Below are 20,597 nucleotides of genomic sequence, written 5' to 3'. Positions count from 1 at the left end.
CACGGAACAAAAAAGGCCGCGCCGGTTACCCGGCGCGGCCTTGATTCAATCGTCTCGCCCGTCAGGCGTAGGCTTGCGCGTCGATGGTGCGCAGCGCCTGCATCTGCTTACGGGCGGCGGCCTGAACCGCGTCCTGCACCTTCTCGAAGGCGCGAACCTCGATCTGGCGCACGCGTTCGCGGCTGATGTCGAACTCCGACGACAGCTCTTCCAGCGTCAGCGGCTCCTCGGCCAGGCGGCGGGCCTCGAAAATGCGGCGCTCGCGCTCGTTGAGCACGGACAGCGCACCGGCAAGCATGCCGCGACGGTTTTCCAACTCGTCCTGCTCGATGAGCATGGCTTCCTGGCTTTCATGGTCATCGACCAGCCAGTCCTGCCATTCACCCGATTCGCCCTCGCTGGCGCGGATCGGCGAATTGAGCGAAGCGTCGCCGGAAAGGCGGCGGTTCATCGACACCACCTCGGCCTCCGACACGTTGAGCCGCGTGGCGATCTCGGTGATCTGGTCGGGCTTGAGGTCGCCGTCGTCGAGCGCCTGGATCTTGCCCTTCACCTTGCGCAAGTTGAAGAACAGCCGCTTCTGGTTGGCGGTGGTGCCCATCTTGACCAGGCTCCACGAGCGCAGGATGTATTCCTGGATCGAAGCCTTGATCCACCACATCGCATAGGTGGCCAGACGGAAGCCGCGCTCGGGCTCGAACTTCTTCACGGCCTGCATCAGGCCGACATTGCCTTCCGAGATGACCTCGCCGATCGGCAGCCCATAACCGCGATAGCCCATCGCGATCTTGGCGACGAGACGCAGATGGCTGGTGACCATCTTGTGCGCTGCTTTGGTGTCCTGGTGCTCGGCATACCGCTTGGCGAGCATATACTCTTCCTGCGGCTGCAGCATCGGAAAGCGACGGATTTCCTCCAGGTAGCGGGTGAGGCCGCCTTCGCCGGAAACGATACTGGGTAGTGACTGGGCCATGATAGCGCCCTCCTCTTTAGAGAATGTGCTCCCTCATCCAGGCGAGCACGGCGAGACGCCGGTCTGCGCGTCTCTCTTGCCTAACGTTGTATATAGGAACAAAAGCGGAAAGAACAGAAAAAGTTGCACCTGAAACACACTGTCACAGTGAAGTGAACAGTGGGATCAGGGCTTAAAAAAGGCGTGGCGGTCGAATGGGCCTTTTCAGATGGCTTCGAAGCCGCTGAGCATATCAGCCATATCGGCCGGCATGGGGGCTTCGAAACTCATCATCATGTGGGTTGCCGGATGGCGGAATGCAAGCAATCGGGCATGCAGCGCCTGGCGTGGAAACGCCGTAACCCGCGCCCTTAGCGGCTCCGGCAGGCGATTGGCCTTGGTCCGGAACGAAAGCCCATAGTCGCGGTCGCCGACCAGCGGATGACCGATATGGGCCATATGAACCCTGATCTGGTGGGTGCGCCCGGTCTCCAGCCGGCACTCCACCAGGCTTGCCTGGGCGAACTCGGTCTGCGCCTGGCCGAAGCGCTCGAGCACCATGTAATGCGTCACGGCGCGACGCGCATCGTCCCGGTGCTCGGGTACGACCGCCCGCCGCACCCGGTCGGCGGCGCGCCCGAGCGGTGCATCCACCGTGCCGGTCATCCGCGCAGGGATGCCCCAGACCAAAGCGACATAGGCGCGTTGGAGATCGCCGGAAACGCCGTGATCGGCGAAGGCCTCTGACAGCGCCTTATGCGCGCGGTCGGTCTTGGCCGCCACCATCACGCCGGTCGTGTCCTTGTCCAGCCGATGCACGATGCCGGGACGGCGGACCCCGCCGATGCCCGAAAGACTGTTGCCGCAATGATGGATCAGCGCATTGACCAGCGTGCCCGTCCAGTTGCCTGCGCCGGGATGCACCACCAATCCGGCCGGCTTGTTGATGACGATCAGATCGTCGTCCTCGAACAGGATGTCGAGCGTAATGTCCTCGCCGATCGGTTCCGCAGGCTCGGGTTCCGGCATGTCGACGGTCACAACGTCGCCCAAGGCCACCTTGCGCTTGGCTTCGGTGACGGCTTTACCCGCGACCTGCACCGCGCCCTGCTTGATCAGGGCCTGCACGCGGTTGCGCGAAAAATCGTCGCCGAGCCGGCCGGCCAGCCACTGGTCGAGCCGCAGCCCAACGGCATCCTCGGCCGCGGTCAGCACTATCAATCCGCCGCCTGCTTCGCTATCAGGGTCGCTCATTTCAATGTTCCGGACCTATTTGCCGATGTCAGGGCCTCAAACCGACCCTCAAGAGGAAAAGCCGCTCGACCCCGCTGCCGAGCGCGTGCGCCGAAAGCTGGTCCGCTTCATGGCCATCAATCTGGGCATTCTATTTCTGGCCCTTATGGCCGTGGTGGCGGCACTTGTCTACAAAGCCATGAAATCGAACGACACAGCTCAAATGCCCGCGTCGATGGCCGCCCCGCCTTCCGGGCAGGAACCGCTTGCAGGCGACATCGTCCTGCCTGTCGGCTCGCGGCTGGTTTCGCAGTCGCTTTCGGGAACCCGCCTCGCGCTCGATGTCGAACTGTCGGACGGCAGCCGTTCGATCTTCGTCTACGACACCGTCGAAGGCCGCATCGTCGGCCGCTTCGCCGTGAGGACCCAATGACCGGCCCGGCCCGCAGCATCGCCACCGCGGCACTCGTCGTCGCCGACTATGACGCGGCGCGCGACTGGTATGTCGAAAAACTCGGCTTCTCCGTCTTAGCCGACACCAACCAGGGCGGCGGTAAGCGTTGGCTCGTCGTCGGCGTCGAGGGCGGCGCCCGCTTGCTCCTGGCCAAGGCAGCCGACGAAGCGCAGGCGGCACGCATCGGCGACCAGGCCGGCGGCCGCGTTGCCTTCTTCCTGCAGACCGACGATTTCGCGCGCGACCATGCGGCGATGTTATCAAAGGGCGTCGTCTTCAAGGAACAGCCCCGCCACGAGCCCTATGGCTCCGTCGCCGTCTTCGCCGATCTCTATGGCAATCTGTGGGACCTGATCCAGTACAAGGCTTGAGGCACCGGACTTGATCGGCGGCCCTTACGCAAAAGCTTTGACCTGCGGGCCGAAGTGCTGTTGCTTTTTGCCGAAAGCCCATCTATATCGCCGGTTCTCGGCTGCGCCCATCGTCTAGCGGTTAGGACGGCGCCCTCTCACGGCGCAAACAGGGGTTCGATTCCCCTTGGGCGTACCAGAGATTTCCAGGCTTGCCACTCCTTCCAGCGGCGGATTGACCGCTCTCCTGCCTTCGCGCATTGTTCTGTCGCACCATCGCACAGGAGGAATTGTCATGTTCCTGACCACCATTTCCGATGATGAGGCCTCGGGCCGAACAGCCGAAATCTACGCGGCGGAGCGCGAGGCCATGGGGTTCGTCATGGCGGCGACCCGCTGCTGGACGACCCGGCCAGACCTTTTGCCGCTCTATGAAGATTTCTTCGAGGGAGTGAAGGCGAATTTCTCGCTGCCCAAGCGGGACTGGCGATTGATCACGCTGATCGCCGCCAAGAACGTGCCGTCCAAATATTGCTCCATCGTCTATGGCGGACAACTGGTCGACGATCTCGGCTCCGCCGAGCAGGTCATCGCCGTGCAGCGCGATTTCCGCAGTGCCGGCCTGTCACGCCGGGATGTCGTCATGCTCTCCTACGCCGAAACGATTGCCCAAAATGCCTCGCGGATCGGCCAGCAAGACATCGACGAACTGCGCTCGGTAGGCTTCACCGACCAGCAGATATCAGACATCGCGCTCTGCGCGGCGCTTCGCTGCTTCGCCGCCCGCTTCTTCGATGCCACAGGCGCCGGCCCCGAGGCTTTCTTCCTCGAACGCAGTCCTGAGATCACCGAGGCCTTTACGGCAAGCCTCAACCGGCCCTGAGCCAAGGCGGACATCGCTGCCCGCCAATGCGCTTGCATCCTCCACGCTTCGCGATATGGTCCCGCGACTTCCAAAGGAGAGGGTTTCATGGCAGGTTTCAAGACGCTCGACACGATCGGATCGGTTCAGGGCAAGCGGGTTCTCGTCCGTGTCGATCTCAACGTTCCCGTCGCCGACGGCAAGGTGAGCGACGCCACCCGCATCGAGCGCGTTGCGCCCACCATCACCGAGCTGTCCGACAAGGGCGCCAAGGTCATCCTGCTTGCGCATTTCGGCCGCCCCAAGGATGGACCCGATCCGAAACTGTCGCTCGAGCCCATCGCCAAGGCGACGTCCGAGGTGATCGGCCGCCCGGTGGGTTTCGCCGCCGACTGCATCGGCGAAAAGGCTTCTGCCGCCATCGCCGCGATGAAGGACGGCGACATCGTGCTTCTGGAAAACACCCGCTTTCACAAGGCCGAGGAAAAGAACGACCCGGCGTTCACCAGGGAACTCGCGGCCAATGGCGACCTCTACGTCAATGACGCGTTTTCGGCCGCCCACCGCGCCCACACCTCGACGGAAGGCCTGGCGCAGGTCCTGCCCGCCTTTGCCGGACGCACCATGCAGGCCGAGCTCGAGGCGCTGGAAAAGGGTCTCGGCAATCCGGCGAAACCGGTCGTCGCCATCGTCGGCGGTGCGAAGATCTCGAGCAAGCTCGACCTTTTGATGAACCTCGTGCGCAAAGTCGATGCGCTGGTCATCGGCGGCGGCATGGCCAACACCTTCCTGGCCGCGCGCGGCACCAAGGTCGGCAAGTCGCTGTGCGAGCACGACCTGGCCCAGACCGCGCGCCAGATCATGATCGAGGCCGCCGATGCCGGCTGCGCCATCGTCCTGCCGGTGGATGGCGTGGTGGCAAAGGAGTTCAAGGCGAATGCCGACAACCAGACCGTTGCCATAGAGGCGGTCCCCGAAGACGGCATGATCCTCGATGTCGGCCCCAAGACGGTCGCCGCCATCAACGACTGGATCGACCGCGCCGCGACCCTGGTCTGGAACGGTCCGCTCGGCGCGTTCGAGCTGGCACCGTTCGACGCGGCAACCGTCTCGACCGCCAAGCATGCGGCGGCGCGCACCAAGGCCGGCAAGCTTGTTTCGGTGGCCGGCGGCGGCGATACCGTGGCAGCCCTCAACCATGCCGGCGTGGCTGACGACTTCACCTATGTTTCGACCGCCGGCGGCGCCTTCCTCGAATGGATGGAAGGCAAGGATCTGCCCGGCGTCGAAGTCCTGAAGGCCTGACGTGTTTTAACCCTTGACGGGCGGAGCAATCCGCCCGTTAACGATCCTAACGCTTTTAATCGATTGTATTTTTTTCAATCGGTTAGTTCGCCTAATCTGTCATTCCGTTGCCAAATCTCTTCTGGTATGGCCCGTTTCACAGCTTTGCAGTCAAGGAGAGAGTGTGGATGAGCGAACGTCTTGAGGACATCGCCGCCGCCATGGTGGCGGACGGTAAGGGCATTCTGGCAGCGGACGAAAGTTCCGGCACGATCAAGAAGCGTTTCGACGTCATCGGCGTCGAGTCGACGGCGGACAGCCGGCGCGACTATCGCGAACTTCTGTTCCGCTCAGCGGATGCGATGCGGAACCACATCTCCGGCGTCATCCTCTATGACGAAACCATCCGCCAGAAGGCAGTCGACGGCACCCCGCTGGTCGAACTGATCCGCGCAGCCGGCGCCATTCCGGGCATCAAGGTCGACGCCGGCGCCAAGCCGCTGGTCAACTATCCCGGCGACACCATCACCGAAGGCCTCGACGGCCTGCGCGAACGCCTCGCCGAATACTACAAGCTCGGCGCCCGCTTCGCCAAATGGCGCGCGGTGATCGACATCGACACCGCCTCCAACGTGCCTTCGGCAGCCGCGATCAACGCCAACACCCATGCGCTGGCCCGCTATGCCGCGCTCTGCCAGGAAGCCGGCATCGTGCCGATCGTCGAGCCGGAAGTGCTGATGGACGGTTCGCACGACATCGATACCTGCTTCGAGGTCACCAAGGCGACGCTGATCAAGCTCTACGACGCCCTCTATGAAGCCCGCGTCAACCTCGAAGGCTCGATCCTCAAGCCCAACATGGTCATCGCAGGCAAGAAGTCGGGCACCAAGAACAGCCCCGAGGAAGTCGCCGAAAAGACCATCCGCGTGTTCCGCCAGACGGTGCCGACCGCGGTTCCCGGCATCGCCTTCCTGTCGGGCGGCCAGTCTGACGAGGAAGCGACCGCCAACCTCAACGCGATCAACGCCATCGGCCCGCATCCGTGGAAGCTGACCTTCTCCTATGGCCGCGCGCTGCAGGCAGCCCCGCAGAAGGCCTGGTCGGGCAAGGGTGAGAACGTCGCCGCCGCCCAGGCCGCCTTCGCCCACCGCGCCCGTATGAACGGCCTCGCTGCCCTCGGCACCTGGAAGTCCGAGTTCGAAACCGCGGCCTGATCGCCGCGCATCGTTTGGCAGAAGCCCCGGAGCGATCCGGGGCTTCTTGCGTTTTGGGAGCCGAGTCGACGGCCGTCGATGTGGAGGTGGATGCGCCCTCTCCTTCTCCCTATGCGGGAGCCTGGGGCAGCGTGTCTCTTCGTCGCAACGCTGGGCTGTGATTTTGGACTGTCGGATCTGACGTGTACGTCACGGAATGGATTCTCGGGTTTCCGCCTCGCTCCGCTCGGCTCCACCCGTGAATGACGAAGGGACGGGGGTGGATACTGCTCGCAAACGCGGGAGTTTGGCGCGAACCTGGGAGTTTGGCGCGAACCTGGGAGTTTGGTGAAAACACCTCCACCCTTCGTCATTCACGGGCAAGCGAGGCGAAGCCGAGCGCGACCCGGGAATCCATTCCGTGACCGACAAGATACAACTACGGAAACAGAACGGAGCGCTTCTTTATTGAGCCAGGTAGGAGTCCCTCACGCCTTTCTGGCGAGACGATCGGCGAGGCCTTCCATGCGGTCGGCGAGTGCGCCGAGCGCGCCGGTCAGGGCGGAATCGTTCTTGTCGGCTTTGATCAGCGCTTCGTCGCGCGTCTTGCGCAGCGTCTGCACTTCGGTTTCCATGCCCTTGATGCGCTTCTGCAGTTCGGCCAGTTCGTCCATCACCATTATGCCGGCCATGACGGTGAGCCGCTGGTCGCCGATCTCGCCGAACGAATCCTTGAGATGCAGCACATAGCGGTCAAAGCGCGCGGCGAGGTCGATCAGGTGTTCTTCCTGGCCTTCGTCGCAAGCCATCCGATACTGCTTGTCGTCGATGGTGACCGTGACCTGTGCCATCTGGCCCTACCTGTCCAGCACCGCGCGGATGGTCTCCATAGCGGTCACCAGCCTGCGCGATACTTCCTTGTTGGCTTCCTCGAGCCGCTCGGCGCGGGCTTCGGAATTGTCGAGTTCCTGGGCAAGACGGGCGCGGTCGGCGTTCATGCGCTGAACCTCCGCTTCCGCCTCGGCATAGTCCTGCTCGTGCTCGAAGCGCGCGCCAACCGCGTCTTCCAACACTTCCATGGCCCTTCCGAGCCTGCCTATGACTTCCTTGAGTGTGGCCTCGCCGGTCATGGTATCCGTGCTACCCCCGCCCATCACCGAATCGCGCGTGTTCAGAACGCGTTATCTGCGGAAGATTAGGCACCGGGTGAAGCCTGCGTCAATAAATCCCCGTCTCTATCCCCTGCATTCGCATTGCCAGCCAGGCAAGAAAGGCTTCCGACACGAAATTTGCCGGCTCCGATGCCATCGGAAAGCTCTTCGCCCAACAGGCGCGGCCCTGCAAAAAGACGCGCGGATTGTTTGCGCGCGATGTCCGGGTTTATTGACTCAAAGCCTGCTCCTGCTATGTGTCGCGCACGTTTCCGGGCCGTCGAGCCCAGCCAATCTGACCCAGGAGGAATTATGGCCTCGCGCGAAAAACACGACCGCATGGCGAATGCGATCCGCTTTCTGTCCATGGATGCGGTCGAAAAGGCCAATTCCGGCCATCCCGGCCTGCCGATGGGCGCAGCCGACGTTGCAACCGTCCTGTTCACCAAATTCCTGAAATTCGACCCGGCCAACCCGCACTGGCCAGACCGCGACCGCTTCATCCTGTCGGCCGGCCATGGCTCGATGCTGCTCTATTCGCTCCTCTACCTGACCGGCTATGAGGATATGACGATCGACGAGATCAAGCATTTCCGCCAGCTCGGCTCCAAGACTGCCGGTCACCCCGAATACGGTCACGCCACCGGTATCGAGACGACCACCGGCCCGCTCGGCCAGGGCCTCGGCAATTCGGTCGGCTTCGCGCTCGGCGAGCGCATCATGAACGCCACCTTCGGCGACGACCTGGTCGACCATCACACCTACGTTCTGGCAGGCGACGGCTGCCTGATGGAAGGCATCAGCCAGGAAGCGCTGACCCTGGCCGGCCACCTCAAGCTCAACAAGCTGACGGTGATCTGGGACCACAACAACATCTCCATCGACGGCGCGGTGTCGCTGGCCGATTCCACCGATCAGCTCGCCCGCTTTGCGGCGTCGGGCTGGAACACCATCGCCATCGACGGCCATGACCCCGAGGCCATTGCCCAGGCGCTGGAGGCCGCCAAGCGTTCGGACAAGCCGATGCTGATCGCCGCCAAGACGACCATCGGCTTCGGCGCCCCGACCAAGGCCGGCACCAACAAGGTTCACGGTTCGCCGCTCGGCAAGGAAGAGATTGCCGGTGCGCGCAAGGAACTGGGCTGGGATTATCCGCCCTTCGAAATCCCGTCCGACATTTTGGACGCCTGGCGCCTGGCCGGCCTGAACTCGGCCAAGCAGCGCAAGGATTGGGAAAAGCGCCTCGCCGCCGCATCGGCCGACACCCGGGCCGAGTTCGAGCGCCGCATGCGCGGCGATCTGCCGGCCGGCTTCGACGATGCGATTGCCGACTACAAGAAGAAGCTCGCTACCGACAAGCCGAAAGTGGCCACCCGGAAGTCTTCGGAAATGGCGCTTGAGGTCATCAACGGCGTGGTGCCCGAGACCATTGGCGGTTCGGCCGATCTGACCGGCTCCAACAACACCAAGACCAGCCAGACCAAGTCGATCACGCCGGACGACTACGGCCAGCGTTATGTCCATTACGGCATCCGCGAACTCGGCATGGCGGCCGCGATGAACGGCCTGGCGCTGCATGGCGGCGTCATCCCCTATTCCGGCACCTTCCTGTGCTTCTCCGACTATGCGCGCCCGGCCATGCGGCTGGCCTCGCTGATGGGCATCCGCTCGATTTTCGTCATGACCCATGATTCCATCGGTCTGGGCGAAGACGGCCCGACCCACCAGCCGGTCGAGCATCTCGCCGCCCTGCGTGCCATCCCCAACCATATCGTCTTCCGCCCGGCCGACGCCACGGAAGCCGCCGAATGCTGGCAGCTTGCGCTGGAATCGACCACCGCGCCGGCGACCCTGGCGCTGACCCGCCAGAACCTGCCGGCTGTGCGCACGGAATTCGTCGAGGAAAACCTCTGCGGCTACGGCGCCTATGAGCTGGCAACCGCCGATGGCGACGCCGTGGTGACGATCTTCGCCACCGGCTCGGAAGTCGAAATCGCGCTTGCCGCCCGCACCTTGCTGCAGGGCCACGGCCACCCGACCCGCGTGGTCTCCGTGCCTGCCTTCGAACTGTTCGAAAAGCAGGACGAAGCCTATCGCTCGGCAATCATCGGCGATGCCAAGGTCAAGGTCGCCATCGAGGCCGGCATCCGCCAGGGCTGGGATGCGTTCATCGGCACCGACGGCGTCTTCATCGGCATGCACGGCTTCGGCGCTTCCGGCGAAATCGCCGATCTGTACAAGCATTTCGGCATTACCGCCGAGGACACCGCCAAGGCCGTCGAAGCCCGCCTGCACGGCTGAGCCGACGTGACATCATGAAAAAGCCGCTCCGGCAACGGAGCGGCTTTTTTTGTTCTATCCACGAGAGCCAGTGCAAATTGCCCCCTCATCCGGCCCTTCGGGCCACCTTCTCCCCGCTGGGGAGAAGAGACTGGCGCGGCGTTGCTGACCCTCCTCTCCCCAGCGGGGGTCCGAAGGACGGGTCGAGACCAGCGGCTCGACCCCGCTTGGTAGCCGAGCGGAGCGGAGGCCGGGTGAGGGGGGCGAGGCTCACCCCACATCCAGCACGATCTTGCCGATATGGTCGCCTTCCTCCATGCGCTCATGCGCGCGCCAGGCGTCAGCGAGCGGGAAGATCATGTCCATCACCGGGGCCACCCTGCGGCTGGCGAGAAGCGGCCAGACCTGCGCTTCGAGTGCGGCGGCGATCTGGCCTTTGAATTCGATGGTGCGCGGACGCAGCGTCGAGCCGGTGTGCGTCAGCCGCTTCATCATCAGCCGGGAGAAATCCGCGCTCGCCACAGCACCCGCCTGGGTGGCGATCTGGACGATGCGGCCCTCGACCGCTGCGACATGATAGTTGCGGGCGACATAATCGCCGCCGACCATGTCGAGGATGACATTGGCGCCCTGCCCGTCCGTCATCTCTTTCACCGCAGTGACGAAATCCTCGGTCTTGTAGTTGATCGCGCGCGCAGCCCCAAGCTTGACGCAGGCCTCGCACTTCTCGCCCGAACCCGCCGTGGCGATGACGGTGGCACCGAGCGCCGATGCAAGCTGGATCGCCGTGGTACCGATACCGGACGAGCCACCATGCAGCAGCAGCACCTCGCCTGCCTTCAGGCCGCCGCGCTGGAACACATTGTGCCACACGGTGAAGAAGGTTTCGGGGATGGCGGCAGCTTCGGTGAAGGTGAAGCCATGCGGGATGGGCAGCGCATTGCTCTCATGCACGGCGACATATTCGGCATAGCCGCCGCCATTGGTCAGAGCGCAGACCGCATCGCCCGGCCGCCAGCGGACCGCCCCCTCACCAACCGCGACCACCTCGCCCGAGACTTCCAGACCCGGCAGATCGGAGGCGCCGGGCGGCGGCGGATAGGCGCCCTTGCGCTGCTGCACGTCGGGCCGGTTGACGCCCGCCGCCCGCACCCGGACCAGCACCTCGTTTTGCCCGGGCTGGGGCACGTCGCGCCGCTCGGCCTTCAGCACGCGGGGGCCGCCGGGAGATGAGATCGCCACCGCCGTCATCTTTGCGGGAATGCTGCTGTCAATCGCCATGGGAACCTGCTTTTCTGTCTTGCAAGCGCTTGCAGGGGTTTGCATCGCTGTCCATGCTCTATGTATTCTGTTCGTCGGCGGAGGCAAACAACAGGAAGCGAGGACCCGGAATGGCTGTTTTCGACGAAGAACCCCGCAGGACCAACCGCCAGCACGAAATCGGACAGGATCTTTCTTTGCTTTCGGTCGCCGACCTCCAGGAGCGCATCGCGATTCTGAAAGCTGAGGCCGGTCGCCTTGAGGCGGAAATAGCGTCCAAGACGAGCAGCAAATCCGTGGCCGAATCGCTGTTCAAACCGAGATGATAAAAACGCGCCGCTGTCGCATCATCGCCAGCATCGCTGTCTAAAGCGGGATGGAATCAGCACCGCCGCCGCCGAGACGAATCACTGCGCTGGAGCTTCGCCAGCAGGAAGTTCGACCAGAACTCGGCCAAAACTCGGCCAAAAACCCGGAATGACATGATGTTTGCAGACTACCGCCCCATCCTTTCGCTGCTGCGCGGCACGGCATTCCTGCTTGCCGCATCCGGTTTGCACGGGCTTCTTCTGCCGCTGCGAGGACAGGTCGAAGGGTTTTCGACCGTTTCGCTGGGTCTGATGGGTACGGCCTGGGCAGGCGGCTTCGTCGCAGGCTGCGTCTTTGCGCCACGTCTGGTGCGCCGCGCCGGCCACGTCCGCGCCTTCTCGACCTTCGCGGCGTCCGGGGCGATCATCGCTCTGTTGACCGGGTTGATCATCCAGGAACAGGTGTGGATCGTCCTGCGCGCCTTCACCGGCTTCACCATGGCCGGCGCCTTCATGATCATCGAGAGCTGGCTCAATGAGCGCGCCACCAACAAGAACCGCGGCACGGTCTTCGGCCTCTACATGATGGTCACCTATGCCTCGATCATGGCGGGGCAGATGATGGTCGCCGCAGGCGACGTCGGCAACGATTCCCTGTTCATGGTCGCAGGCATCCTGTTCTGCCTGTCGCTGATCCCGACGGCCGTCTCGAGCGCCGCGCACCCCAACCCGCTGCGCGACGTCAAGCTCGACATCAAGGGCCTTTATGCCAATTCGCCGGTCTCCTCCATCGCCTGCGTGCTGATCGGCGTCGCCAATGGCGCCTGGGGAACGTTGGGCGCGGTCTATGGCGCCCGCATCGGCATCTCGACGGCGCATATCGCGCTGATGATGAGCCTGACGGTGGTGGCGGGGGCGGCGCTGCAGATGCCGATCGGCCGCATTTCCGACCGCACAGACCGGCGCTTCGTACTGGCCGGCGGTGCGCTTTTGTCGACAATTTTCGCAGTGCTGCTGTTTCTCGTTGCGCCGCGATCGAGCGGCTTCGTCATCGCCATGACGGCTTGCTACGGCGCTTTCGCCTACACGCTCTATTCGCTCGCCGTGGCGCATGCCAACGACCACGCCTCACCGGAGGATTTCGTCAAGATTTCCGGCGGGCTTCTGCTGCTCTACGGCTTCGGCACCATGATCGGCCCGATCATCGCCGCAGGGCTGATGGGATGGCTGCGACCGGAGGGCCTGTTCCTGGCGACGGCGCTCGCGCATTTCGGCCTGGCCGGCTACACGCTTCTGCGCATCCGTCGCCGCGCGCCGGTGCCCATCGGAGACCGTGAGGCGTTCAAAACGCTGCCGTCCGAGCGGGCGGTGACGCCGGAAGCGCTCAGGCTCGACCCCCGTTCGGAAGCGAGCCCGGAAAACGCCGATGCCGAAAACGAAGCGCCGCAGCCTGCCTCGTCGTAAAGGTTGTGATTTCTCGCGCCTTGCTGCAAGAATAAGCAATGAACGCGAATGACTCTTTCGTCGCCATTGCCGACCCCAACCGCCGGCATCTGCTGGAAGAGCTTAGGCGCGGGCCAAAGACTGTCGGTGAACTCGCTTCCGGACTGCCGGTATCGCGGCCGGCAGTCTCCCAGCATCTTAAGGTGCTTCTGGATGCCGGTCTCGTCAGCGCCCGCGCGGAAGGCACCCGCCGGGTCTACGCCGTCAGTTCAGACGGCTTTGTAAAGCTCAATATCTGGCTGGATCAGTTCTGGGAAGCGTGAGACGCGCATGGTCGCAGCGTCGTCTTGTTGGCCATTTTTAGAACTTGGACTTGCCCGAAATAAACCGACGGCGGAATGATCCGCCGCCGGCTTTTAAAGCCGCGAAGCGGCTTGAAATCAATGCCGGGTCGGTTGCGACCGCAGCTTCTCAATCTCGTCCTTGAGTGCCAGCTTTCGACGCTTCAACGTTGCGATTTCAAGATCGTCAATCGACGGATGGTTCAAGGCTTGGTCGAGTTGACGTTCCATATCGCCATGTTTGCGCTGAAGTTCTTCAAGATGGGATGCAAGAGACATGGATTGAATCTCCCTTTCAGTTCCTCGTGGACCCTGTCGGAGGCGTATCCACCGCTGGCTACGCCGTGTGACGGTACGGTGACAGTTTGCCACCTAAAATCCGCCATGTCGAATGCGGTGTGGTATTATTTCCCGCAGGGCTAAAATATGATATGGGCAAGCCGCCACTGCGCCGCAAGGGTGCTGGTCTTGCCACGATGGCGTCGAAAGGCGCAAATAATTTGCACACGGTGGACATGTCGGAACAGGAACAGGCCGAAGTTCGGCTCGATTTTGCACGGTTGAAACAGGAACATGCCGATTTCGACGCGGCCATCAACGCGATGATCGCCGTCGGCTGCGATACCCTGCAGATACAGCGCATGAAAAAGAAGAAGCTCGTCATCAAGGACAAGCTGAGGGCGATCGAAGACCGCATCATCCCCGACATCATCGCCTGAGCGCCGCACCGTCCTTGCGGCAGGGTGGAAATTCGGCTACGTGGCCGTTTTAGCGCCTCGAAGGGACTGGCCATTGCAGCAAAAGCGCGTCGACGTCGCCATCATCATGGGCAGTCAGTCGGACTGGGCGACGATGCGCCACGCCGCCGACATCCTCGAAATCCTTGGCGTCTCGCATGAAGCGCGCATTATCTCGGCGCATCGCACGCCAGACCGCCTCTATGACTTCGCCAAATCAGCCAAGGCGGCCGGCTTCCGCGTCATCATCGCGGGCGCGGGCGGGGCTGCCCATCTGCCCGGCATGACCGCTGCCATGACTGTGCTGCCGGTGTTCGGCGTGCCGGTCGAATCCAAGGCGCTGTCGGGACAGGACTCGCTTCTGTCCATCGTCCAGATGCCGGCCGGCATTCCCGTCGGCACGCTCGCCATCGGCAAGGCGGGCGCCGCCAACGCCGCCCTTCTGGCGGCGGCAGTCCTGGCCCTGAGCGACGAGGCGCTGGCAAGCCGTCTTGAAGACTGGCGCAGCGGCCAGACCGCCAAAGTGGCTGAAACACCTTCGGACGACGCATGACCGCTTCCCTTCCCTTGGGCTCCACCATCGGCATCATCGGCGGCGGGCAGCTGGGACGCATGCTTGCCATGTCGGCAGCACGGCTCGGCTATCGCATCATCGTGCTCGAACCGCACGCCGACTGCCCGGCCGCGCAGGTCGCCAACCGCCAGATCGTCGCCGCCTATGACGACCCCGCCGGGCTCGACGAACTGGCGCGGAGCTGTGCCGTCGTCACCTACGAATTCGAAAACGTGCCGGTGTCGGCGGCCGAACGACTGGCGCGCTCGGTGCCGGTCTATCCTCCGGCCAAGGCGCTGGAAGTCTCGCAGGACCGCCTTGTCGAGAAGAATTTCCTGAACGGCATCAACATCGAGACCGCGCGGTTCCTGCCCGTCGAGGACGACGCGCAGCTTGCCGACGCGCTCGCCCGCTTCGATGGCAGCGGCATCCTCAAGACCCGCCGCATGGGCTATGACGGCAAGGGTCAGCGCGTATTCCGGAATGTCGGAAGCGGCGGCTTTGACGGCACCTGCGCGGCAATGGGCGACGTTCCGCTGATCCTCGAATCCTTCGTGCCCTTCGAGAAGGAAATCTCTGTCATCGCCGCGCGCGGCATAGACGGCTCTCTTGCGGTCTACGATCCTGCGGAGAACGTCCACAGGGACGGCATCCTGCACAGCTCCGCCGTGCCCGCCGCGATCTCGGCGGCAACGGCCATCGCAGCCCGCGAGGCCGCGCGCCGAATTCTTGCCGCTTTGGATTATGTCGGCGTCATCGGCGTCGAGTTCTTCGTGTTGCCGGATGGTGGGCTGATTGCCAATGAGGTCGCCCCGCGCGTGCACAATTCCGGCCATTGGACGGAGGCCGCCTGTGCCGTCTCGCAATTCGAGCAACACATCCGCGCGGTCGCCGGTCTGCCGTTGGGCAATCCGAAGCGTCATTCCGACTGCGTGATGGAAAACCTGATCGGCGACGATATCGCCCGGTTCGAATCGCTGCTGAGTGAGACTGACACGATCGTCCATCTCTACGGCAAAGCCGAGGCGCGACCTGGCCGGAAGATGGGGCATTTCACCCGGTTGATCGCCTGACTTCGAAGTCCGCCGTTTACGGCGCGGCGGGGACGGGGCAGCTCATGTCGCCTTCCTCGCAATGCAGATAGACATCCAGTTGTTTGACGCGGTCCAGCGTCAGCCCTTCCAGGCAATTGGACTGCAGCATCGGATAGATCGAGCCATCCTGGGCATCGCCGGTGGCGAAATTGCACTCGGCATCGCGAAAGCCGATCCATGCGCGCTGGGCCGCCTGCAGGCGCTTCTTGCTGTCTTCGTCGTCGGACAGCCGTCTGACGATCTCGGCATAGGCCGCGTTCAGCTTGGTATCGGCTGCCTTGTAGTCCGCGGCTGCGCAGATGTTCATGCCCATCTGGCTTTCGTCCTTGGGGTCGCATTCAGCGGCGGAAGCCGCCCCGGCATAAAGAAGACCCACAGCGATCAGGGCAAGTCGTATCGGCAGGCGCATTGTCAGTCTCGCAGTTTCGTTCATGGAACACCAGGATGCGGCAAATTTCGCCTTTGGGCAAATGCGGGACCGAGGAAAGCATTGAAAAGCGCCTCTGCGGTTGACACAACCGAGACTCCTCGTTTATGAGCCACACACAAATTCGGGCGCGCTTTTGGCGCGCCTTTCATTTCGGCCCGAAGCGGGCCCTATCAGATGGGTCAGACCAATGAAGATCAAGAATTCGCTGAAGGCACTCAAGGCTCGCCACCGCGACAACCAGCTGGTTCGCCGCAAGGGCCGCATCTACATCATCAACAAGAGCGCACCGCGCTTCAAGGCCCGCCAGGGCTGAGCAGACCGGCACGGTCGAGCTTTTTATGAGCCGGCATCGCCGTTCACGCTAAATTCAGTTTGACGTTCCGCTGTCGGGAGCTAGATTTCCGGCATGCGGATCGTTTTGCTTTTCAGACTTGCCCTTTCCCTCGCGCTGCTGACCCCTGCCGTGGGTTTTGCCGCGCAAAACGGTCGGCCGGTGACCGTGCCCAGCCAAGGCCAGGTCGATACGCTTCTCAAGGACCTGAAGCGCCAGCGCAACGAGCGCGCAGCGGAGCGGATCGCCGCCCGCATCCAGAATCGTTGGGCCGAGTCCGGCAGCGCGTCGGTCGACCTGATGATGGGCTGGGCGCAGAAGGCGATGAACGAACGCAAGTTCGACGTTGCACTCGATTTTCTCGATCAGGTCGTGGTGCTGAAGCCGGATTATGCCGAAGGCTGGAACCGCCGCGCCACCGCGCACTATCTGATGAACAATTTCAAGATGTCGATGAGCGATCTCGACCGCACGCTGCAACTCGAACCGCGCCATTTCGGCGCGCTTTCGGGCATCGCCCGCATCATGTCGGAGAATGGCGACAAGGAACTGGCGCTTCAGGCATGGGAAAAGGTGCTGGCCATCTATCCGATGATGCGCTCCGCTCAGCAGGAGGTGTCGACCATTACCGAGGATTTGACAGGCAGCGCCATCTGACGCGTGTATAGCTTCGCTCACCCTGCACCGGCATTCCCATTCCATCATGAATTTCGCTTACGCTTTTTTGGCTTTCCTGCTCGCTCTGCTTCTGACGCTGGCAGGGTCGACGCGTGTGGCGACATGGCTGATCGAACGGCGCAATTCACCCGCCGGCAGCTTCATGGATATCGGCAGCGCGCGCATTCATTATGTCCACCTGAAAGCCGATAAGCCAGAACTGCCGCCGCTGGTGTTCATTCATGGCGCCAGCGGCAATCTGATGGACCAGTTCGTTCCCATGCGTCAGGCGCTGGAAGGCAAGGCCGACATGCTGTTCTTCGATCGGCCGGGTCATGGCTGGTCGACGCGCGGCAGCGGCAACGACACGCCGACCGGCCAGGCAGCAACGCTGGCGGCGCTGATGGACCGGCTCGACATCAAGGACGCAATCGTCGTAGGCCACTCCTATGGCGGCGCGGTCGCCGCCATCTTCGCCCTCGACCATGCCGAAAAAACGCGCGGCCTGCTGTTCCTGTCGCCAGCGACCCATCCCTGGCCGGGCGGCGAAACCTCCTGGTACTACAGCGCCACCGCCCTGCCCGTTGCCGGTTGGATTTTTTCCGAGACGGTCACCACGCTTGTCGGCTGGGGACGTATCGCCGATGCAACGGCTTGCGTCTTCGCCCCCAACCCGGTTCCCCACGGCTATGTCGACCGCGCGTCGATCCAGTTGGTGCTGCGACCTCCGGCGTTCCGCGCCAACGCTGTCGATGTAGCAGGACTTTACGACTTCGTCCGGGTCAACGCACCGCGCTATCCCGGCATCACTGCGCCGTCGATCATCGTCACGGGCAACCGCGACACCATCGTCTATGAGGAACTGCATTCCGGCGGTTTGGCGCGCGACATTCCCGGCGCGGAGATCGTCTGGGTCGACAATCTCGGCCATAAACCGGACTGGATAGCCCCGGAACTGGTAGTCTCGGCCATCGAGAAGCTGTCCGGCAAGCCGGTCGATCTGGCCGCGGTGAAAGGTCGTGTCGAGCAGCGCATCGCCGCCGACAATTTCGCTACGGAACTCTGTGCCGAACCTCGAATGCCGGCGGGCGAATTGTCGCCGCAGTAAATCAAGAAAGCCATTCGTCCGGATTTCTCATGCCATGGACGACAGCGACGATAAGGAGATCGTCACCTGCCGGCTCATAAAGAATGAGATATCGCCCCTCGATGAGAATACGGACATCCTGACCAACTTCCGGCACAGCGCGTCCCATCTTTGGCTGCGTTGCCACAATGTGAAATTTGGCAAACAGACGCAACACAAGAGCGTCTGCTGCTTTTTCACTCTCGCTGGCAATTGTGCGCCAGATGTCTCGGATATCCTGCTCAGCGCGCGGCGTAAGACGGAATTCAGCCACGTGTGCTGCGTTCCGACTTCAACTCCCCCAGAAGCGTATCGACATCCATCACCCGTCCAGGGCCACTGGCCTTGCCAGCTTCATATGCTTTCTTAAGACGCTCGATATCCGCAGCGCGCGATATCTCATGGCGCTCCCACAAAGTCAGAGCCTCGCGAATCACATCACTGTCTGAAGCATAGGCACCGGAATCGACAGCGCCTCTCACCCGACTGGCTTGCTCAGGTGTCAGCGAGATCGTCAGAGTTTGCGTGCTGCTGGATGCCATACCGTCATTCTAACACCGACCAACCCTGCTCACAACAACAGGCCGTACCTACCGCCCGCCCTTGCCGTCCTGGCCCACATAAGCGATGCGCAGCATGTTGGTCGAGCCGGGCGTCCGTAGCGGCACGCCGGCGGTCACGATGATGCGCTCGCCGGCTTTGGCGAAGCCTTCGTTGAACGCCATGCGGCAGGCGCGCTCGACCATGTCGTCAAGGTCGATGGCATCCGGCGAGACCACGCAATGCGTTCCCCACAGAAGCGACAGGCGACGCGCCGTGTCGAGGATCGGCGACAGCGCGATGATCGGCACCTGCGGGCGCTCGCGCGCTGCGCGCATGCCGGTGGCGCCGGAGGCGGTGTATGTGATGATGGCAGCCAGCTTCAGCGTCTCGGCAATTTCGCGCGAGGCGAGCGAAATCGCGTCGGCGCTGGTTGCTTCCGGCGTCGAACGCTGGGCGTTGATGATGCCGGGATAGGTCGGGTCCTGTTCGACGCGCACGGCGATGCGGTCCATCATCGAGACCGCCTCGACCGGATAGGCGCCGGCCGCCGATTCCGCCGACAGCATGATCGCGTCAGCACCTTCGAACACGGCGATGGAAACGTCGGACACCTCCGCGCGCGTTGGCACCGGCGCGGTGATCATGGATTCGAGCATCTGGGTGGCCACGACCACCGGCTTGCCGGCGCGGCGGGCGGCACGCGTAATCTGTTTCTGGATGCCGGGCACCGCTTCCAGCGGCATCTCGACACCGAGATCGCCGCGGGCGACCATCAGCGCGTCGGACAATTCGATGATCTCGGCAAGGCGCGCCACGGCCTGCGGCTTTTCGATCTTGGAAAGCAACAGCGCACGGCCATTGGCGATCTTGCGCGCCTCGGCGAGATCGTCGGGACGCTGGATGAAGGACAGCGCGACCCAGTCGACACCGGTCTCGAGCACGGCGTCGAGGTCGCGGCGATCCTTTTCGGTCAGCGCGCCGACCGGCAGGTCGGTATCGGGCAGGCTGACGCCCTTGCGGTCGGAGATGCCGGTTCCGGCAACGACCTCGCAGACGATCTTCTTGCCGTCGGTCTTGACGGCCTTGAGCTGCAGCTTGCCGTCGTCGATGAGCAGCCGGTGGCCGACTTCGACGGAGCGCAGGATTTCGGGATGCGGCAGGAAGACCCGCTTGGAGTCGCCCGGCGTGTCATTGTTGTCGAGTGTGAAGGTCTGGCCGACCTTGAGCTCTTCCTTGCCCTTGGCGAACTTGCCGACGCGGAGCTTCGGGCCCTGGAGATCTGCGAGAATCCCGATGGGCCGGCCGACCTGGCTTTCGACTGCCCGGATGCGACCGACCAGCGCGCGCATGCTGTCATGGTCGGTGTGGCTCATATTGATCCGGAAGACATCCGCGCCCGCTTCGAACAGCTTCCGGATCATCGCCTCGTCAGAAGAGGCGGGTCCGAGCGTTGCGAGGATCTTGACCTTCCGGCTGCGTCTCATTGGGTATTGCTTCCCGTCGCGGCGTTGTCGCCATCGGTTGCGGGCTCGTCGGTGAACTGGACCATCCAGTTCGCCTGCTCTCCCGTATCGTATTCCTGGAAACCGGCACGCTGGAAACCGCGCGCGACACAATCGGTGACGCCGGAGATTTTAAACTCCTTCTCGGCCACGCACATCGTGATCGGACCGTCCCAACGCCCGCCGCGTTCCGCATCCTCGGCATAGAGATAGTAGAAGCGCGAGGACAGCGGCCCCTCGATGAGGGTCTTGCAGCTCGAGCCTTCGATGTGCCACCAGCCTTCGGTGATCCAGCCGGCCTGCGCCCTGTAGCCTATCCCCACCCCAACGAGATTCTGCGTCGCGTTACAGACGCGGAAATCGGCGAAGGCAGGCTTCGCGGTGAGAACGGACAGCACGGGAACGGCAAGAAAAAGAACCAGCGTGGCGAAGGCCGAACGAACGGACGTCCCCCGCGCGAGATCCATCCCGAAACCTTTCCTAGACCATTTGAGCATTTCCACTCCGCCCCTT

26 protein-coding genes and 1 tRNA gene are annotated in these 20,597 nt (G+C 63.1%); 16 read left to right on the top strand and 11 right to left on the bottom strand.

Going from position 1 to position 20,597, the window contains the following annotated elements:
• Window positions 1–61: 61 nt before the first annotated feature.
• Both rpoH and ICI42_RS06345 read right to left on the bottom strand, forming a co-directional pair.
• Window positions 62–973 (bottom strand): RNA polymerase sigma factor RpoH, encoded by a 912-nt coding sequence (gene rpoH, locus ICI42_RS06350; RefSeq protein ID WP_188163635.1) that lies wholly within the window; start codon window positions 971–973, stop codon window positions 62–64.
• 204 nt (window positions 974–1,177) lie between these two features.
• Window positions 1,178–2,206 (bottom strand): RluA family pseudouridine synthase, encoded by a 1,029-nt coding sequence (locus ICI42_RS06345; protein ID WP_188163634.1) that lies wholly within the window; start codon window positions 2,204–2,206, stop codon window positions 1,178–1,180.
• A gap of 25 nt (window positions 2,207–2,231) precedes the next feature.
• Between ICI42_RS06345 and ICI42_RS06340 the strand changes: the two genes are divergently transcribed.
• From ICI42_RS06340 to ICI42_RS06315, 6 genes are all read left to right on the top strand, one after another.
• Window positions 2,232–2,618 carry a fimbrial protein gene (locus ICI42_RS06340; protein ID WP_188163633.1) on the top strand — a complete coding sequence of 129 codons (387 nt, stop codon included), beginning with the start codon at window positions 2,232–2,234 and terminating at the stop codon, window positions 2,616–2,618.
• The gene (locus tag ICI42_RS06335; protein ID WP_188163632.1) at window positions 2,615–3,010 is read left to right on the top strand and encodes a VOC family protein; all 396 of its coding nucleotides are present in this window, start codon (window positions 2,615–2,617) and stop codon (window positions 3,008–3,010) included. Before ICI42_RS06340 ends, ICI42_RS06335 begins: the two co-directional genes overlap by 4 nt.
• Window positions 3,011–3,113: 103 nt before the next feature.
• Window positions 3,114–3,188 (top strand) — tRNA-Glu (locus tag ICI42_RS06330).
• Window positions 3,189–3,284: 96 nt separating this feature from the next.
• Entirely contained in the window at window positions 3,285–3,872 is a 588-nt protein-coding gene (locus ICI42_RS06325) for a carboxymuconolactone decarboxylase family protein (RefSeq protein ID WP_188163631.1), read from the top strand.
• Between the two features lie 87 nt (window positions 3,873–3,959).
• Complete coding sequence (locus ICI42_RS06320) at window positions 3,960–5,156, top strand: phosphoglycerate kinase (protein WP_188163630.1); 1,197 nt, start codon at window positions 3,960–3,962, stop codon at window positions 5,154–5,156.
• A gap of 167 nt (window positions 5,157–5,323) precedes the next feature.
• Window positions 5,324–6,349 (top strand): class I fructose-bisphosphate aldolase, encoded by a 1,026-nt coding sequence (locus ICI42_RS06315; protein WP_188163629.1) that lies wholly within the window; start codon window positions 5,324–5,326, stop codon window positions 6,347–6,349.
• A gap of 467 nt (window positions 6,350–6,816) precedes the next feature.
• Here the strand turns inward: ICI42_RS06315 and ICI42_RS06310 are convergent, their stop codons facing one another.
• Both ICI42_RS06310 and ICI42_RS06305 read right to left on the bottom strand, forming a co-directional pair.
• Window positions 6,817–7,179 carry a cell division protein ZapA gene (locus ICI42_RS06310; protein ID WP_188163628.1) on the bottom strand — a complete coding sequence of 121 codons (363 nt, stop codon included), beginning with the start codon at window positions 7,177–7,179 and terminating at the stop codon, window positions 6,817–6,819.
• Between the two features lie 6 nt (window positions 7,180–7,185).
• Window positions 7,186–7,458, bottom strand: coding sequence for a DUF4164 domain-containing protein (locus ICI42_RS06305; protein ID WP_188163627.1), 273 nt, complete (start codon window positions 7,456–7,458; stop codon window positions 7,186–7,188).
• Between the two features lie 333 nt (window positions 7,459–7,791).
• On the opposite strand from ICI42_RS06305, the gene tkt reads away from it, so the two are divergent.
• A complete protein-coding gene (tkt, locus tag ICI42_RS06300; RefSeq protein ID WP_188163626.1) occupies window positions 7,792–9,780 on the top strand; it encodes a transketolase in 1,989 nt (662 codons plus the stop codon).
• A 249-nt stretch (window positions 9,781–10,029) separates the two neighbouring features.
• On the opposite strand, the gene ICI42_RS06295 is transcribed toward tkt, so the two are convergent.
• A complete protein-coding gene (locus ICI42_RS06295) occupies window positions 10,030–11,040 on the bottom strand; it encodes an NAD(P)H-quinone oxidoreductase (protein ID WP_230980156.1) in 1,011 nt (336 codons plus the stop codon).
• A gap of 110 nt (window positions 11,041–11,150) precedes the next feature.
• On the opposite strand from ICI42_RS06295, the gene ICI42_RS06290 reads away from it, so the two are divergent.
• The 3 genes from ICI42_RS06290 (at window position 11,151) to ICI42_RS06280 (ending at window position 13,093) form a co-directional block, all read left to right on the top strand.
• Entirely contained in the window at window positions 11,151–11,345 is a 195-nt protein-coding gene (locus ICI42_RS06290) for a DUF1192 domain-containing protein (RefSeq protein WP_188163625.1), read from the top strand.
• Between the two features lie 159 nt (window positions 11,346–11,504).
• The gene (locus ICI42_RS06285) at window positions 11,505–12,791 is read left to right on the top strand and encodes an MFS transporter (protein ID WP_188163624.1); all 1,287 of its coding nucleotides are present in this window, start codon (window positions 11,505–11,507) and stop codon (window positions 12,789–12,791) included.
• Between the two features lie 38 nt (window positions 12,792–12,829).
• Complete coding sequence (locus tag ICI42_RS06280; protein ID WP_188163623.1) at window positions 12,830–13,093, top strand: ArsR/SmtB family transcription factor; 264 nt, start codon at window positions 12,830–12,832, stop codon at window positions 13,091–13,093.
• A 117-nt stretch (window positions 13,094–13,210) separates the two neighbouring features.
• Here ICI42_RS06280 and ICI42_RS06275 read toward each other — a convergent pair whose 3' ends face one another.
• A complete protein-coding gene (locus ICI42_RS06275) occupies window positions 13,211–13,390 on the bottom strand; it encodes a YdcH family protein (protein ID WP_188163622.1) in 180 nt (59 codons plus the stop codon).
• Between the two features lie 236 nt (window positions 13,391–13,626).
• On the opposite strand from ICI42_RS06275, the gene ICI42_RS06270 reads away from it, so the two are divergent.
• The 3 genes from ICI42_RS06270 (at window position 13,627) to ICI42_RS06260 (ending at window position 15,474) form a co-directional block, all read left to right on the top strand.
• Window positions 13,627–13,830 carry a YdcH family protein gene (locus tag ICI42_RS06270; RefSeq protein ID WP_188163745.1) on the top strand — a complete coding sequence of 68 codons (204 nt, stop codon included), beginning with the start codon at window positions 13,627–13,629 and terminating at the stop codon, window positions 13,828–13,830.
• A 106-nt stretch (window positions 13,831–13,936) separates the two neighbouring features.
• Window positions 13,937–14,401, top strand: a complete 465-nt coding sequence (gene purE / locus ICI42_RS06265; protein WP_188163744.1) for a 5-(carboxyamino)imidazole ribonucleotide mutase — start codon at window positions 13,937–13,939, stop codon at window positions 14,399–14,401.
• Entirely contained in the window at window positions 14,398–15,474 is a 1,077-nt protein-coding gene (locus ICI42_RS06260) for a 5-(carboxyamino)imidazole ribonucleotide synthase (RefSeq protein WP_188163621.1), read from the top strand. Before purE ends, ICI42_RS06260 begins: the two co-directional genes overlap by 4 nt.
• 16 nt (window positions 15,475–15,490) lie before the next feature.
• Here ICI42_RS06260 and ICI42_RS06255 read toward each other — a convergent pair whose 3' ends face one another.
• Complete coding sequence (locus ICI42_RS06255) at window positions 15,491–15,904, bottom strand: lysozyme inhibitor LprI family protein (RefSeq protein WP_188163743.1); 414 nt, start codon at window positions 15,902–15,904, stop codon at window positions 15,491–15,493.
• A gap of 208 nt (window positions 15,905–16,112) precedes the next feature.
• Between ICI42_RS06255 and ykgO the strand changes: the two genes are divergently transcribed.
• The 3 genes from ykgO to ICI42_RS06240 all read left to right on the top strand — a co-directional run bounded on the left by ykgO (window position 16,113) and on the right by ICI42_RS06240 (window position 18,021).
• Window positions 16,113–16,238, top strand: a complete 126-nt coding sequence (ykgO, locus tag ICI42_RS06250; RefSeq protein WP_188163620.1) for a type B 50S ribosomal protein L36 — start codon at window positions 16,113–16,115, stop codon at window positions 16,236–16,238.
• A 93-nt stretch (window positions 16,239–16,331) separates the two neighbouring features.
• Entirely contained in the window at window positions 16,332–16,913 is a 582-nt protein-coding gene (locus ICI42_RS06245) for a tetratricopeptide repeat protein (protein ID WP_188163619.1), read from the top strand.
• A 46-nt stretch (window positions 16,914–16,959) separates the two neighbouring features.
• Window positions 16,960–18,021, top strand: coding sequence for an alpha/beta fold hydrolase (locus tag ICI42_RS06240; RefSeq protein ID WP_188163618.1), 1,062 nt, complete (start codon window positions 16,960–16,962; stop codon window positions 18,019–18,021).
• A gap of 1 nt (window position 18,022) precedes the next feature.
• Here the strand turns inward: ICI42_RS06240 and ICI42_RS06235 are convergent, their stop codons facing one another.
• The 4 genes from ICI42_RS06235 to ICI42_RS06220 are packed head-to-tail and all read right to left on the bottom strand — an operon-like array spanning window position 18,023 to window position 20,551.
• Window positions 18,023–18,313, bottom strand: a complete 291-nt coding sequence (locus ICI42_RS06235) for a type II toxin-antitoxin system RelE/ParE family toxin (protein WP_188163617.1) — start codon at window positions 18,311–18,313, stop codon at window positions 18,023–18,025.
• Window positions 18,306–18,581, bottom strand: coding sequence for a ribbon-helix-helix domain-containing protein (locus ICI42_RS06230; RefSeq protein WP_188163616.1), 276 nt, complete (start codon window positions 18,579–18,581; stop codon window positions 18,306–18,308). The genes ICI42_RS06235 and ICI42_RS06230 overlap by 8 nt, the downstream gene beginning before the upstream one ends.
• A 48-nt stretch (window positions 18,582–18,629) precedes the next feature.
• Window positions 18,630–20,066: a pyruvate kinase gene (pyk, locus tag ICI42_RS06225; protein WP_188163615.1), complete on the bottom strand. Its 1,437-nt coding sequence runs from the start codon at window positions 20,064–20,066 to the stop codon at window positions 18,630–18,632.
• Complete coding sequence (locus tag ICI42_RS06220; protein ID WP_188163614.1) at window positions 20,063–20,551, bottom strand: DUF1036 domain-containing protein; 489 nt, start codon at window positions 20,549–20,551, stop codon at window positions 20,063–20,065. Before ICI42_RS06220 ends, pyk begins: the two co-directional genes overlap by 4 nt.
• Window positions 20,552–20,597 lie beyond the last annotated feature (46 nt).

It is taken from the genome of Oryzicola mucosus, from assembly GCF_014534685.1.
Taxonomy (GTDB): Bacteria; Pseudomonadota; Alphaproteobacteria; order Rhizobiales; family Rhizobiaceae; genus Oryzicola; species Oryzicola mucosus.
This window is presented reverse-complemented; position numbering and strand designations above follow the sequence as displayed.

What these genes read in the sequence shown, in the direction of transcription:
- purE (WP_188163744.1), top strand. Translation starts at nt 13,937, where the DNA reads ATGGGCAGTCAGTCGGACTGGGCGACGATGCGCCACGCCGCCGACATC.
- rpoH (WP_188163635.1), bottom strand. Translation starts at nt 973, where the DNA reads ATGGCCCAGTCACTACCCAGTATCGTTTCCGGCGAAGGCGGCCTCACC.
- ykgO (WP_188163620.1), top strand. Translation starts at nt 16,113, where the DNA reads ATGAAGATCAAGAATTCGCTGAAGGCACTCAAGGCTCGCCACCGCGAC.
- ICI42_RS06325 (WP_188163631.1), top strand. Translation starts at nt 3,285, where the DNA reads ATGTTCCTGACCACCATTTCCGATGATGAGGCCTCGGGCCGAACAGCC.
- ICI42_RS06245 (WP_188163619.1), top strand. Translation starts at nt 16,332, where the DNA reads ATGCGGATCGTTTTGCTTTTCAGACTTGCCCTTTCCCTCGCGCTGCTG.
- ICI42_RS06315 (WP_188163629.1), top strand. Translation starts at nt 5,324, where the DNA reads ATGAGCGAACGTCTTGAGGACATCGCCGCCGCCATGGTGGCGGACGGT.
- ICI42_RS06240 (WP_188163618.1), top strand. Translation starts at nt 16,960, where the DNA reads ATGAATTTCGCTTACGCTTTTTTGGCTTTCCTGCTCGCTCTGCTTCTG.
- ICI42_RS06230 (WP_188163616.1), bottom strand. Translation starts at nt 18,581, where the DNA reads ATGGCATCCAGCAGCACGCAAACTCTGACGATCTCGCTGACACCTGAG.
- ICI42_RS06280 (WP_188163623.1), top strand. Translation starts at nt 12,830, where the DNA reads ATGAACGCGAATGACTCTTTCGTCGCCATTGCCGACCCCAACCGCCGG.
- pyk (WP_188163615.1), bottom strand. Translation starts at nt 20,066, where the DNA reads ATGAGACGCAGCCGGAAGGTCAAGATCCTCGCAACGCTCGGACCCGCC.
- ICI42_RS06290 (WP_188163625.1), top strand. Translation starts at nt 11,151, where the DNA reads ATGGCTGTTTTCGACGAAGAACCCCGCAGGACCAACCGCCAGCACGAA.
- ICI42_RS06220 (WP_188163614.1), bottom strand. Translation starts at nt 20,551, where the DNA reads ATGGATCTCGCGCGGGGGACGTCCGTTCGTTCGGCCTTCGCCACGCTG.
- ICI42_RS06305 (WP_188163627.1), bottom strand. Translation starts at nt 7,458, where the DNA reads ATGACCGGCGAGGCCACACTCAAGGAAGTCATAGGCAGGCTCGGAAGG.
- ICI42_RS06260 (WP_188163621.1), top strand. Translation starts at nt 14,398, where the DNA reads ATGACCGCTTCCCTTCCCTTGGGCTCCACCATCGGCATCATCGGCGGC.
- ICI42_RS06285 (WP_188163624.1), top strand. Translation starts at nt 11,505, where the DNA reads ATGTTTGCAGACTACCGCCCCATCCTTTCGCTGCTGCGCGGCACGGCA.
- ICI42_RS06340 (WP_188163633.1), top strand. Translation starts at nt 2,232, where the DNA reads ATGTCAGGGCCTCAAACCGACCCTCAAGAGGAAAAGCCGCTCGACCCC.
- ICI42_RS06335 (WP_188163632.1), top strand. Translation starts at nt 2,615, where the DNA reads ATGACCGGCCCGGCCCGCAGCATCGCCACCGCGGCACTCGTCGTCGCC.
- ICI42_RS06275 (WP_188163622.1), bottom strand. Translation starts at nt 13,390, where the DNA reads ATGTCTCTTGCATCCCATCTTGAAGAACTTCAGCGCAAACATGGCGAT.
- ICI42_RS06320 (WP_188163630.1), top strand. Translation starts at nt 3,960, where the DNA reads ATGGCAGGTTTCAAGACGCTCGACACGATCGGATCGGTTCAGGGCAAG.
- ICI42_RS06295 (WP_230980156.1), bottom strand. Translation starts at nt 11,040, where the DNA reads ATGGCGATTGACAGCAGCATTCCCGCAAAGATGACGGCGGTGGCGATC.
- tkt (WP_188163626.1), top strand. Translation starts at nt 7,792, where the DNA reads ATGGCCTCGCGCGAAAAACACGACCGCATGGCGAATGCGATCCGCTTT.
- ICI42_RS06270 (WP_188163745.1), top strand. Translation starts at nt 13,627, where the DNA reads ATGTCGGAACAGGAACAGGCCGAAGTTCGGCTCGATTTTGCACGGTTG.
- ICI42_RS06310 (WP_188163628.1), bottom strand. Translation starts at nt 7,179, where the DNA reads ATGGCACAGGTCACGGTCACCATCGACGACAAGCAGTATCGGATGGCT.
- ICI42_RS06255 (WP_188163743.1), bottom strand. Translation starts at nt 15,904, where the DNA reads ATGCGCCTGCCGATACGACTTGCCCTGATCGCTGTGGGTCTTCTTTAT.
- ICI42_RS06345 (WP_188163634.1), bottom strand. Translation starts at nt 2,206, where the DNA reads ATGAGCGACCCTGATAGCGAAGCAGGCGGCGGATTGATAGTGCTGACC.